General features: G+C 54.8%; 11 protein-coding genes and 1 pseudogene. 6 read left to right on the top strand and 6 right to left on the bottom strand.

Annotated features, from left to right (window positions below):
- The first annotated feature begins 185 nt into the window (after positions 1-185).
- Positions 186-641: a carboxymuconolactone decarboxylase family protein gene (locus G3T16_RS16825; protein WP_269473240.1), complete on the top strand. Its 456-nt coding sequence runs from the start codon at positions 186-188 to the stop codon at positions 639-641.
- A gap of 41 nt (positions 642-682) precedes the next feature.
- Here G3T16_RS16825 and G3T16_RS16820 read toward each other — a convergent pair whose 3' ends face one another.
- From G3T16_RS16820 to G3T16_RS16800, 4 genes are all read right to left on the bottom strand, one after another.
- Positions 683-823, bottom strand: coding sequence for an Rrf2 family transcriptional regulator (locus G3T16_RS16820; RefSeq protein ID WP_408610711.1), 141 nt, complete (start codon positions 821-823; stop codon positions 683-685).
- Positions 824-1,311: 488 nt separating this feature from the next.
- Positions 1,312-1,689 carry a tyrosine-type recombinase/integrase gene (locus tag G3T16_RS16815; RefSeq protein WP_163496240.1) on the bottom strand — a complete coding sequence of 126 codons (378 nt, stop codon included), beginning with the start codon at positions 1,687-1,689 and terminating at the stop codon, positions 1,312-1,314.
- A 109-nt stretch (positions 1,690-1,798) separates the two neighbouring features.
- On the bottom strand, positions 1,799-2,476 hold the full coding sequence (locus tag G3T16_RS16805) for a tyrosine-type recombinase/integrase (protein ID WP_269473239.1): 678 nt from the start codon (positions 2,474-2,476) through the stop codon (positions 1,799-1,801).
- A 159-nt stretch (positions 2,477-2,635) separates the two neighbouring features.
- A complete protein-coding gene (locus tag G3T16_RS16800) occupies positions 2,636-3,658 on the bottom strand; it encodes an AraC family transcriptional regulator (RefSeq protein WP_163496238.1) in 1,023 nt (340 codons plus the stop codon).
- A 380-nt stretch (positions 3,659-4,038) separates the two neighbouring features.
- On the opposite strand from G3T16_RS16800, the pseudogene G3T16_RS23190 reads away from it, so the two are divergent.
- A pseudogene (locus tag G3T16_RS23190) lies at positions 4,039-4,242 on the top strand (c-type cytochrome); the annotation flags it as partial.
- Between the two features lie 28 nt (positions 4,243-4,270).
- Positions 4,271-5,779, top strand: a complete 1,509-nt coding sequence (locus G3T16_RS16790) for an FAD-binding oxidoreductase (RefSeq protein ID WP_163496237.1) — start codon at positions 4,271-4,273, stop codon at positions 5,777-5,779.
- A gap of 98 nt (positions 5,780-5,877) precedes the next feature.
- Here the strand turns inward: G3T16_RS16790 and G3T16_RS16785 are convergent, their stop codons facing one another.
- Both G3T16_RS16785 and G3T16_RS16780 read right to left on the bottom strand, forming a co-directional pair.
- On the bottom strand, positions 5,878-6,612 hold the full coding sequence (locus tag G3T16_RS16785; protein ID WP_163496236.1) for an SDR family NAD(P)-dependent oxidoreductase: 735 nt from the start codon (positions 6,610-6,612) through the stop codon (positions 5,878-5,880).
- Between the two features lie 257 nt (positions 6,613-6,869).
- Positions 6,870-8,975 (bottom strand): TonB-dependent receptor, encoded by a 2,106-nt coding sequence (locus tag G3T16_RS16780; protein ID WP_163496235.1) that lies wholly within the window; start codon positions 8,973-8,975, stop codon positions 6,870-6,872.
- A gap of 244 nt (positions 8,976-9,219) precedes the next feature.
- Between G3T16_RS16780 and G3T16_RS16775 the strand changes: the two genes are divergently transcribed.
- The 3 genes from G3T16_RS16775 to G3T16_RS16765 all read left to right on the top strand — a co-directional run bounded on the left by G3T16_RS16775 (position 9,220) and on the right by G3T16_RS16765 (position 12,401).
- Positions 9,220-10,311, top strand: coding sequence for a nitrilase-related carbon-nitrogen hydrolase (locus tag G3T16_RS16775; protein WP_197911711.1), 1,092 nt, complete (start codon positions 9,220-9,222; stop codon positions 10,309-10,311).
- Between the two features lie 87 nt (positions 10,312-10,398).
- A complete protein-coding gene (locus G3T16_RS16770; protein WP_163496234.1) occupies positions 10,399-11,460 on the top strand; it encodes a response regulator transcription factor in 1,062 nt (353 codons plus the stop codon).
- A 290-nt stretch (positions 11,461-11,750) separates the two neighbouring features.
- Complete coding sequence (locus tag G3T16_RS16765) at positions 11,751-12,401, top strand: PDC sensor domain-containing protein (RefSeq protein ID WP_163496233.1); 651 nt, start codon at positions 11,751-11,753, stop codon at positions 12,399-12,401.
- Positions 12,402-12,441 lie beyond the last annotated feature (40 nt).

Here is a 12,441-nt window from a genome sequence, read left to right as displayed (position 1 = left end):
ATGTTGCTCGTTTGCGTATATACTCGTACCTGATCTTTCCATAAATACCTTTGGTCCTTCTAATGAATTTCAATAACGAAGCATACAGCCCAGAATAAAAGAAATTACTTCGAGAGAAGGTAGTAGAAAAGCGCGGCTACTAGCACGAATTTCATGAGGGATTACTTTCCTACTCGACTGAATACTTGAATGCCTACTTGGAATTTCATCAGACACCTTTCGAATCAGGCAATCTCAATCGAAAGACCTGCGAATTGATCTACATTGCACTAGATGCCAGCGTAAATCACCTATACTCGGGTGGCATTGAAATGCATATTGTCAAGGCGTTGGAAGAGGACGCCACTGTTTACGAAATCCTTGACACGATTCAGTTGTCGATGCTGACAGTGCACGCTACGCAATGCATTGACGCTCCAATCCTTATTCAAGAGATGGAGCGGGTCGGGATAACTCCCAAAGAACTTGGGAATGATCTTTCCGACCAAGATCAGGCGACAAAGAATAGGTATATAGAAACCACAGGGCATTGGCCTAAAGGTGCTGATGAACTGCTTGAATTATCTAACAGATTTGCTAAAGCAATGCTCAACTATGGGGAAGTCCCTTATGAGAGCGATGCGCTAGCGCCCAGAATATAGGAACTTATTTGCATTGCTCTTTTTTCGTCACCAGTTTCTCCTCAAGCGGATCTTCTTCGACGTCCGTTATGGCCTTTCACGGAGCGCACATAGCCCTGATCCCGTAACAACCCCAAGGGGCGACGCAACACAACCGGATTGGTGCTCAGCATCTCGGCCATTTTCTCTGAGGTAGCGGGCATCGAAGGCATCCAAATGCACCAGGGGAACAGACCGGCAGAGTCTACGACTTCAGGGACTTTGAGAATATCGACTGAGGGTGCTGGCCCTCTGTGGGTGTGATGGCTTGTGTCTATTCAGTGGTGTATGGCTGGAGTATGGCCGCCATAGGCCGCGCCGCATGTAGGTGTTTTGTTGGTAACCACATCTATACTGCTTATTAATGCCTATAAATCTGTGACTTATAAAGCAGGGCGGCGGTGAGGGAGAGATTGTCATACTCCCAGAATGGCGAAATGGTCTCAGTCCGGGAAGCCTGGTGTGGCAGCTTGCCAGAACTGTCTTTGTGGTAGCTTTCGATCAGGCGAACAGAGCTTTTTTTGGGTCGACACTCCATGTAGAGTTTGGTGACTCATCAAAAGAGCGGGTCCGAGAACTCGACAGCACATCGCCCGCTGGATGCGAAATCGGGCAGATCGGTCCAACAGATGGCGAATTTTGGCTATGTCCATCACTTCCGTCCTCCGACGCTGACCACCTTGCCACCGCGCTCCTCATGGCCATGCAGGATAAAGTGTTCCCAGTCGTCCATCAGCTCACGCCGTTTATCAATCAGCTCCCCTCGCGCGTAGGCGGTGCGGGTACGGTCGCTGCTGACGTGAGCCAGGGCAAGTTCCGGTACTTCCTCGGCGTAGCTTGCGTGTTCTTGGGCCCACGTCCGGAATGTGGCGCGGAACCCGTGCGCGGTCACGTCATGCCCAAGCGCCTTGGGCACCTTGCTTACCGCAACGTCTGAAATCGGCTTACCAGCGCGTGGGCCGGGAAAAACGTAATCGTTCATGCGCGGCAGGGATCCCAGCAGCTTCACAGCTTCTTCGGTCAGCGGCACCTTATGAGTTTGCCGCCCTTCATCCGATCGCCCGGAATAGTCCACAGCTTGGCTTTCAAGTCGATCTCATTCCAGCGGGCATCTCTCGCCTCCCCCAAACGGGCCGCTGTCAGGATAAGGACCTGTAAGATGCTGGCCCCCGGGTGTCCTGAGCTTTCAAGCTGAGCCAGAAGTCTGGCATGTCATCCACGGAGAGCGCGTTGTGGTGTTTCCGCTTGGCCACCTTGTGTCCAGCAGAGAAGGTTAAGTCGAGATTGCCTTTCAATCGGGCCGGGTTGTCGCCATTTCTCAGCCCCTTAACCCCGGCGAGATCTAACACGCGCTCTGTGTGCAGCCGGACCCGGCTGGCAGTTTCATGTTTGGTGGTCCAGATGGGTTCCAACAGCTTAACGATGTGAGCTCGCTCTATGTCCGCCACCACCATGCGCCCAAGCGTTGGGTAGGCGTAGGTCTTGAGTTGCTGGGTCAGTTTGTAGACTTGCTTCGCGCTTTTGAACTCGTGAGACTTCTTGGCGATGTACTCCTTCGCCACGTCGCTGAAGGTGACGGCCTTAGCCTGCTCAGCAATCAGGGCAGACTTCTGCGTCTTGCGCTCGGTCACGGGGTCAATCCCCTGGCGGATCTTGTCCTTAGCCTCCCGAGCTCTTTCCCGCGCTTTGGCGAGTGTTACCTCAGGGTAGGGCCCCTTCCCTATGTCCGTCCGCCGACCGTCCACAGTCGCCCGGAGCACCCAGGACCGGGGACCTACCCCCTGCCCATCCGCGGGCGGCTTACAGCACAGCAACATGTCTCCGGTACCACACGCCACACGTAAAACCTTTAATTGCAATAAGTTAAGGGGAGATCTCAGTATCTACCAACGTTCACCCCAACAAAAATCCCTCGATCAACCACACGGCAGTGTCAGTACGGTGCGCCACGGAATACGTGGCGTGGGAAGTCGACCTCAGCGCCAACAGGCAAGCCCCTGCCCCCTTCTGAGTGTTTGCGACGGCAACTCACCGAAGCGCTGAAAGTAATGGCGGGAAAATTTGCTCAAATGCGTAAAACCACAGTCAAGCGCAATATCCGTAATTTGAGTCATATCTTCCGCCCCGGCCTCGATTTGCTCGCGTGCCAGTGACAATCGGCAATTCCTCAAATACGCCATGGGTGATGTGTTCCTGAATTTTCGGAAGCCTGCTTGAAGGGAACGTTCGCTGATATTGCAGGCGAGCGCGATGTCGGCCAAAGCAATAACTCCTCGCGCGTTCTCGTGGATGAACTCTTCTGCCTTGCGAATGTAGCAGGGGGCGGCGCTTTCCGGCTTCTGTTGTAAATGAGGGCTGTAATTGTGCGGAAATACTGACAGGAGCATCTGGGCGAGGGTACGTTCGAGACTGGCGCTTATTTCGGGTACAACAAAAGCAGAATCCTTGCGTAGCATGTCATGGGATGCCGCGCTGATCAGGTTCCACATGCTGGCCACACGACCCTGGAGCCGGAAGCTGCTGGACGCGAATTCGACCGGCCGGGGCCGACTTCGTCCCGCGGACTCGGCTAATACCCTGTTGAGCAACACTGCGGGTAGTTTCAACGTGAGCTGCTCGAAGTCACTCGACAGCTCGGCACGCAGTGACTGCGTGGGGTTGAGAATAAAAAGGGAGCCGGAGCGGGCCGCGAATGCATCCCTGCCCTGGGTTACTTCCGCCGAGCCATCTACTGTTATCACGCAAAGATACGTGTCGTTTATCGGTGGTGCTTCCACGACAGCTTTTCTGCCATAGCGGACGAGGTTGATGGAGGAGGAGGCAAAGTCCACTTTCCGGTGACAGAAATCGGCGCTGCTCGCACCGTTGACCATCGCGCTGCGGTTGGGCCTGAATACGCCGGACATGTACTCGCCGATCCTGTCCGGATCCTTGGTCCGGAAAACCGGCCGACTGTTCCGGAACGCTCCGTCCGGTCTGTGTTCAACAAGGCTACTCATTAGATGTTTCCATCCTGTGTCGCAGTCCACGACCATTATGTGATAGTGCTCAATTGAACCCCAAATTGCAATCCGCTGCGGTTTCGGGCTGGCCCTGCGCAAAAAGGTTAGCAGTGGATGTGCCGGTGAAGATAGTCTCCGGATCAGGCAAGCAGCGCGGGCGCCAAAATCCCCGACAGCTGTTGGGCTTCCGTTAACAGCGGGAGCGAATCATTGGCTAAACAGCAGTGGGACCAGTATTTACTGGTTTGAGGAAGTTCAATGAAAAAACTGGTTTTCGCGATCATGGGGCTAACCGGGGCGCTATTGCCATTATCGAGCGTCATCGTACAGGCCAGTGATGCCGGCCCGCAGCCCGGGAAAAGCTCCAGACCTGTGTCGCCTGCCACGGTGCGGACGGCATAGGCAAGGCGCCCTCCTACCCGAATCTGAGAGGGCAGAAAGCAGCCTATCTCGAAACACAATTGAAAGCGTTTCGCTCCGGAGACAGGCTCGCGCCGAACATGTCCAGAATGGCACGCGAACTCAGCGATGAGGACATTGAATACATCGTGAAATTCTATGCCGGTCTGGGCACCGAATGAGCCAAACCTGTAGAAGGACAGATCTACAATGAATGACTACCCGCAATCTCGCCGCAGTCTCGTAAGGGATTTCCTCGCCATGACCGCCCTGGGTGCGATCGGTTCGCTACGTTCCGCGCGGGCCGCTGTCAGCGAAGATGTCCTGGGAGGAGCGGATATCACCGTCCCCGATTTCAAAGGCAGGGTGATCGGCAGAGGAAGTGACAACTATGAGCTCTGGCGTCAGTCCATGGTATGGCATGACTCGAAGCCCGACAGGTATCCGGCTGTCATCGTCCGTGCCACGGATCGCGAGGATGTCAGGGCCGCTATCGCCTACGCCCGCCGCAATGGCATGAAGGTTTCCGTGAGAAGCGGGGGGCATAATTCCACGGGCAGTTCTCTTCGGGACGACAGTCTGGTGATTGACCTGTCTGCCCTGACTGAGATCCGCATCGACGCACACAATGGCATCGCCTCCATCGAACCCGGTGTACGAAGCTCGCAACTGCTTTATGCGGCACAGAAAAAAGGCTTCAGTTTCCCGGTCCCCCACTGTGATTCTGTCGGCATGAGCGGATTCCTCATGGGAGGAGGAATAGGCTGGAACTATCCCCAGCACGGAGGCGTTTCGACGTTTTCAATCGTCGGTGCGGAGGTTATCACCGCCGAAGGAGAGATCCTGGAGGTCTCAGCTACCCAAAACCCGGATCTGTACTGGACTGTCAGGGGCGTTGGGCCCGGCTTTTTCGGGGTTGTTACCCGGCTCGACCTCAGCCTGTACCCGCATCCTGACGCTGTGTTGGCGAGTTCCTACATATTCCGCCTCGATGATCTGCAGGAGGCGGTGAAGATTCTGGACAAGATCAGGAAAACACCGGGTGTTCACGAAAGAGTGGAGGTTCTGGGTGTGCTGATGGAAAACCCGCATGCGCCGGCTGAACTCCCCCCGCGTGAGAGGAAAATATTTTTTCTGACCGCGTTCGCCTTCGAGGAGTCGGAAGCAGCCGCGGAAAAAATCCTGCGTCTGTTCGCAGATTCTCCCCTGCGAGAGCTGGCGGTCCAACACATGGAGTTTCAATCCTACGACTTTGGTGACCTCTACGCGGCTTATTTCAGTCTGGAGGACTCTGCCGGGCGTATGGCGCGGTACGCTGTTGACAATGTATTCACCGACCGTGGCAGTGACGTGCTGGTGGCGCTTGCGGAGCATGTCCGCGACGCGCCGGCAAAAGACTGCCATATCCTGGCGGTATGGGGCATGAAGCTGGCGCGCCGCGCGGATGCGTGTTTTTCCGGACTCGGAGACTGTTACGTAGGCTGCTACGCAATCTGGGACGGCGAGGAGAACGACCGGAGCAATTTCGATTGGTTGCGGGGCGCAATTCCAAAAATGGACCCGTATGCGACGGGCCACTATGTCAACGAGGTTGAGGGCAGGGGAAACCCGCAACGATATCGGCAGTGTTACTCCTCCGCCAACTGGAACCGCCTTGAAAAACTGCGTGCAGACTACGACCCGCAGGGCGTATTTCACTCCTACCTCGGTCACAGCTGATATCTGGGCGGCAGCCTACACCGGAGCGCAGCCGCCACGGATGGCAAGCCCACTACCCTGCACCCAGGGCCCAGATCTTAGGTCGCCGGCTGAATTACTCACGAAATCTTGTACTGACCACCATCGATCACAATCGCCTGGCCGGTAATAAATGCTGAATCGTCACTCGCCAAGAACGCAACCGGCGCAGCGATATCCTCTGGCTCAGCGAGGCGCTTGATAGCTTGCCCCTGCCAGATATGGGCCTTGAAGTCATCAGGAAAGGCCGAAGTTCCTGGCGTATTGGTAATTGCTGGCAGTATGGCATTGACAGTGATGCCGTCTTCGGCGACATCGTTTGCCAACCCTCTAACAAAGCCAATAACTCCCATCTTGCTGGCCATATAGTGACTCAATCCGGTCACGGGAACCCCAATTGAATTGGACGAAACGTTGATAAAACGCCCCCATTGGTGACGTCGCATCAGTGGAACAAAGGCCTTCGCACTGTAGAAATGCGCATTCAGATTGATAGCCATGGTTTTATCCCATAGATCGGCGTCCAGATCATCAATGGTTGCCATTGGATAGATTCCGGCATTGTTGACCACAATATCTGCCCGACCAAACTGTGCACCTACATCGTTGGCAAGTCGTAGCCACTCTTCAAGACTGGATACATCAGCCTCGATAGTCATGGAGGGTTGGGTTAGCATTGCGGCAGTGTCATCGGCGCGATGTAGATCAACAAGTACGAGTTGAGCACCGCGAGAGGATAGTTTGGCAGCGATGGCGCGACCTATCCCTTGACTGGCCCCTGTGACAACCGCAACTTTTCCCTTCAGGTCATTCATCGTCATCTCGCCTTTCATCCTGGACCAGCTATTGGCTGTATTAAAGTGTCACACTCTGTCGCTCGGGCTATACTCGCGCTAAAAATTATAGCGGAGTGACAAATACCATTCGCGCTCACGGGCGTAAAGGGACTCAAAGTTACCAAAATTTGGCTGATAAAATCCAGTGATCATATACTTTTTATCAGTAAGGTTTTTTATACCCAAAGCAACGCGATAACGCTCATCAGGCGAATGCCAAGTCACGTTCGTGTTGACTAAATGATATCCATCCTGCTCCAGCTGCGGTGTGTTCTGTGCATTGTTAAAGAAAGCCGAGCGGTAGGACCAGTCAATGCGCGGCACCAGCGCTCCCCCACCCTGGAGGTTAATGTCTTTGGAGACAGCGCCATTAAGAGTCCATTCGGAGATCCTGGCAAACTTGTTGTCCAGTGTGATGGCCGCACCGGGCTCCAGCTTCTTGAATTGGGGATCCAGGTAGCCGACGCCCGCCTCAAGCAACCAGCCGGCCGCCGGAATCGCAGAGATCTCCAGCTCCCCCCGTTAATCTCGGCTTCACCGGCATTCTCGATAAAGGGGCCGACCCGCGTCGTATTGGTGATGAAAATCTGCATATCATCATACTGTGTGTGGAACAAAGCGCCGTTTATGCGCAGGCGGTTCCCCGGTGCCGAAAACTTGAAGCCAAGCTCATACACCTCGACAAACTCCGGATCGAAAGCCGGAATGGTAGGCTCAGGCGGGAATACGCGCTGAGTGAAACCACCGGATTTAAAACCCTCCGAATAGGAAGCGTAGGCCATCAATTGCTCGCTCCATTGATAGGATAGATTTACCATGGGAGTCACTTCGTTGATTTTGTTGGTCGCCTCAACGGCTGGCAGGATGGGGGTACCTGCCGGGAACGGAAAGATGAAGGACGGTACATTGACCCGCTCGATCACCTGATCGGGGATAAAGGTTTTCTCGTCCTTGGTATAGCGCAATCCCAGCGTCAGGCTCAATTGATCCGTTAACGCATAATCGACCTGCCCGAATACTGCCAGGGATTCACTTTCCACTTCTCCGCCACTTTTGAAATCTGCCGGAGTAAACTCAAGTAGATTAAGATTATTGGCATTTTCCGAAAGATAAAATGCTCCCAGAATCCATTCCAGCCTGCTGTCAAACAGGTCGCCGAGTAGCTGAAATTCCTGGGTAAATTGGTCCTGTTCCAGCTCATCGTAGAGGTTACCGATAAGCAACGGTGAGTCGTCACCATCGCGGGCAAAGGTGGAGTCGAGATCGCGATAAGCTGTGATGGACTTCAGCGACAGGGCGCCAACCATCCAGTCGACTGTAAGCGTCACTCCCCATAAATCAACATCGGAGAAGTGCGGCGCCGTACCGTCATTCCTCATATCGCCAGCGCCGATAAACCGGCTGTTATAACAGGCCGGGTTATTAAGATTCTCGGCGGAAAAGCAGCTCACAGGATCGCCTGTAGCCAGAACATTATTAAGCGCCATGAAGGATGCCATATAACCGGGATCCTCCGGACCAAGAATATCGGTCACTACCAAGGCCGCGCCATTTTCCCGGTCTCTGGAACCTTCGACGGAAAGATTGAGTTCGAGATTTTCGTTGGCCAGCCAGCGGAACGCAAGGTGTCCGCTCAAGGTATCGTCGTCACCGAGGTCGCGACCATCCGCCGAGCGTATGACATACCCGTCGCGGTTAAAGGACGCCAGGCTCACTCTGGAGAACAGGGTTTCGCCCAGGGGTACATTCATCGACAACTTTATATCATGTCGGTCGTCGGTCCCGGCTGTCACATCGACATAGCCGGAAAATATCTCATCAGGTTTCTTAGTGGTCACACTAATCGCACCGCCGATAGTGTTTCGGCCAAAGAGCGTTCCCTGTGGTCCCCGCAGTACCTCTATTCGCTCAACATCTACCAGATCCAGAACAGCTCCCACCGAACGAGCAATATAAACACCGTCCACATAAAGCCCGACGCCCGGCTCCACGGTAGGGGCAAAGTCACTTTGACCAACACCGCGAATATAAATTGCTGCGGAAGCACTGGAACCACCGTCCCCCGGATTGCTCTGAAATGTCAGGTTCGGGGTGAAATCAGCGAGCCCGTCTATTTTATCTACACCGCGGTACTCCAGACCGTCACCGGTAACCGCCGTTATCGAGATCGGCGCGTCCTGTAGCCCCTCTTCCCTTTTCCGGGCAGTAACCATGACTTCCTCTATCGCATCCTGCGCGGAGTACCTGGCCTGACCGAGAGCGACCTCGGGCAACGTCGCGATTAGGACGCCTATAGCCACGCCTCCAGCACAGAGTGAGTTCCTGAACAAAGCGGCTTTCATCGCGACTCTCCTTTGCGAACGGTTCACTACCATAAACGTGGGCCGGACTACGACCCATACCGCCACCTTAATGCCGGCATCAGGCAGGCCACAACCGCCCGTTCGGGCGGTTGTCTGAAGACGTGCAGCCCCTTAAGTTTGTATTGTCTGAAGGTCAGGTGAGCCTTATGAGCTTGAGCAAAAACGCACCTGCCACTGCCGCCAGCTGCATTTTTCAAGAATCCTGGATTGAAGGTAAAACATCATGTCTGAACGAGCAAAGATGATCGAACAATATATGGCCCTCGCGATACAGCCGGTCATGCGAGGTGCTCACAAACGAGCGGACATAGCACGCAACATCGAGCATATTTCAGAGCTGTGCTACGCGGCGATATGGCTAAGCAATATCGACCTGCCGGTGCGGTTGATCGCCATCCCGGAGGGGGCTCTGCAGGGATTCACCGACGAAATTTTTGACTGGGACCACGAGTACTACGTGGATCATATGGCAATAGATATTCCGGGTGAGGAAACACAGGCGCTGGGAAAGCTCGCCAAGGAATTCAAGACCTATATTATCGCCCAGGCCAAGGCGCGTCACCCGGAATTTCCCAAGCGTTTCTTCAATACCGCGTTCGTGATCGACCCTGAAGGCGAGGTCATCCATACTCACTACAAAGTTCAGGTCTTCGCGCGGGAGCATTCCACGGTGCCGCACGATGTCTGGGATAAATGGACCGAACTATACGGTACCGGGCTGGATGCCTTCTATCCCGTGGTGGATACCGATATCGGTCGTATCGGCTGCGTCATCTGCATGGAGGGGAGCTACCCGGAAACCGCAAGAGGATTGGCCATGAACGGCGCTGAGATCATTTACCGGCCCAGCTACCCAGAGCCCTATGTCGCCAATGAGATGTGGGAAATACAGAACCGCGCACGCGCTCTGGACAACACCGCCTATGTGATCGCTCCCAATCCGGCCGCTTATCTACCCATGGAAGACAGCAAATTTCCTATTGATACCTTCGGCGGAAACACTATGATCGTCGACTATCAGGGCAGGTTTGTCTCTAATCATGAATCCGGCGGTACGGCTTCCTATGCTGGAGGGATTATAGATATTGAAGCGCTGCGCCAATACCGCGCCCGATCGCTATGGGGTAATTGGCTGAAGGACCTGAGAACTGAGCAATTCCGCGTGATCTACGAGCAGGTATTGTACGAACAAAATCGCTGTTTGAACCGTATGCCATTAAAGCACGCGGAAAACGATGAAGTGGTAAGAGCTGCGATCCGGCGCATGCATGACTTGGATATCTGGGTAAAACCTGCTTATATGAGGGAGGAGTAACCGGCTCGGCAGCTGCTCGGGGGACGCTCCTTCGAAAACCAGGCTTGCCCGCAGTGCGAGCCTGATTTTCCGTCGCGGCGAATAGGGATGAATACTGTGCATACGATATCCAGCTCTCAGGTCGATCAGGCGCTACTGAAAGTGGTTTGTCGGCTGCACGACAAGGCCGGTCGCCTTGCGCTGCGACCGACCGAAAGGCGGCTGATTGACCATCTACCCCACAGTAGCGGTGCTGATTTGTTCGGTATCTACCTGTTCGATGAACAGCGGCAGCCCTATTCCCACCTGGAGTCTTCCAATTACGAATCGTTTATCGAAATGTACGAGGAATACCGTCATCGTGACCAGGTACTGCGCCACCTGATACGCCACAAAACCATATCGGAGGGGTCTCATTTACTCGGCGCAACTGGCTGGGAGCGCTCAGACATTTGCCGGCTCATGAAAAAATGGCGCTTACGCCATTCACTGCAGGCGCCGATCATGGTCGGTGACCGGCTCAGGGGAACTATCAACCTGGCGCGCGGAGGGATGCGGGGGGCGTTCAGCAGTAATGAAATAGATCAGTTCCGGAAGTTCAGCCGGGCCATCTCCAGCTTTATTGAGCAATCGATAGAAACAGTCGAACCACGGCACCAAACTGCCGCGCCAGCCACCGTCCCAAGCCCGGGCCGCTGGGAAATCGTGCTCGAAACCGACTCAGGGGGCCAGATCCTCTCTGGCCTGCCTTACAGTTTTGTCCAAGCGGGTGCCGAGGCGTGGATCATGCAGGCCATCGCCACCAATCTGAAAGCGTTACGGGGAACGCGTCGCAGCCACGCGACAGTGGTAGAAGACAAGACTTCCGATGGTCGGCCTACGGCTGTCATAACCTCAGTGGTACCTAGCGACAGTACCCGTTTCATCACTTCGCTGGTGGCAATCGACACGCTGGCCTCGCGTACCACTACCGATCTCGAGATTCTCTCCCCGCGGGCGCGGAACGTAACGGACCTCCTGTTGCGAGGGTACTCCAACAAGCTGATTTCCCAGGAAATGAACATCAGCGAAAATACCGTCAAAGACCACATACGCAAGATTTACTGCCACTTCGGTGTTTCAAACCGTACCGAGTTGGCCTGGACACTGAACTCGCCAGTCTGTTTCTGACCATACCCCGACCAGTCCCGCAAGCACCTTTTGTCTGAATGGCCCCTTTTTGGTCAATCCATGCCTGCTGCTCGCTAATCTAGCCAGTATCGAATGCGCATATGACGGGGTATAGCTCTCTCAAGCGGTCTGGAATGATGACATGCCATCCCGGGATCTGAGATTTAGTCAGGGAGGCCCGAAGCTGTTGTTTCGGAAGAAAAGATGGGATACTCCTACGGAACAATAATTGGCTGCTTGTCCTGGATTTGCTTCCTTGGGTGTGTCATGTAGCAAGAAGGGGGGAACCCATGAAGTCTGTTGTGCCCTCCTCATTGCGGGGCCGACTGTTGCTGTTGCTGTGCACAATCATCGCTCTGTTTTGCGGTGTGTTGGCCTACAGCACTTTCGATCTACGCGCCCGGGAAGCGCTACGTACCCAGCAAAACGCTTTGACACTGGCGCAGGTGACCCGCGACGCCCAGCTGCGCTATATCGAAGAAGCACGCAATCTGTTACCCCTGATCGCTCAGCTGGAGCAGGAAACCCTGTTTATTGGGGGCCGCAGCTGTGACAGGGTGCTCGCGAAACTGCTTCAGAATTACCCCCACTACGCGAACCTCGGTGTCGTCGATCTGGATGGTTCGATACGCTGCAGCGCACTGCCTTTGCCAACGAGCACCAACCTCGCTGACCGCAGCTATTTTCGGCGCGCGCTGGACACACAGGCATTCGCGGTCGGCGACTATCAGGTCGGTCGCATTACCGGGGTGAGCAGCATCAATGTCGCCCTTCCACTCCATGAGTCCCGGCATGGGCTGGACGGCGTGCTGTTCGCGGCGCTGGATCTCGCCCGGCTGAGCGAGAACATGGCTGATATCAATTTACCCCCCAACACTACCATCACCCTGATCGGTGCCAATGGCACGGTACTGGCGCGATACCCCCGGATGGCCAGCTGATTGGGCGGTCAGCCTCACACTGGCCCGTTCATCAGCACAT

The organism is Kineobactrum salinum (assembly GCF_010669285.1).
Lineage (GTDB): Bacteria > Pseudomonadota > Gammaproteobacteria > Pseudomonadales > Halieaceae > Kineobactrum > Kineobactrum salinum.
The sequence above is the reverse complement of the archived record's forward strand: the minus strand, read 5'-3'. Positions and strand labels throughout refer to the sequence as shown.

Coding starts and splice junctions, on each gene's coding strand:
- G3T16_RS16820 (WP_408610711.1), bottom strand. CDS start 823: ATGCCCGCTACCTCAGAGAAAATGGCCGAGATGCTGAGCACCAATCCG.
- G3T16_RS16805 (WP_269473239.1), bottom strand. CDS start 2,476: ATGTTGCTGTGCTGTAAGCCGCCCGCGGATGGGCAGGGGGTAGGTCCC.
- G3T16_RS16800 (WP_163496238.1), bottom strand. CDS start 3,658: ATGAGTAGCCTTGTTGAACACAGACCGGACGGAGCGTTCCGGAACAGT.
- G3T16_RS16790 (WP_163496237.1), top strand. CDS start 4,271: ATGAATGACTACCCGCAATCTCGCCGCAGTCTCGTAAGGGATTTCCTC.
- G3T16_RS16785 (WP_163496236.1), bottom strand. CDS start 6,612: ATGAATGACCTGAAGGGAAAAGTTGCGGTTGTCACAGGGGCCAGTCAA.
- G3T16_RS16780 (WP_163496235.1), bottom strand. CDS start 8,975: ATGAAAGCCGCTTTGTTCAGGAACTCACTCTGTGCTGGAGGCGTGGCT.
- G3T16_RS16775 (WP_197911711.1), top strand. CDS start 9,220: ATGTCTGAACGAGCAAAGATGATCGAACAATATATGGCCCTCGCGATA.
- G3T16_RS16770 (WP_163496234.1), top strand. CDS start 10,399: ATGAATACTGTGCATACGATATCCAGCTCTCAGGTCGATCAGGCGCTA.
- G3T16_RS16765 (WP_163496233.1), top strand. CDS start 11,751: ATGAAGTCTGTTGTGCCCTCCTCATTGCGGGGCCGACTGTTGCTGTTG.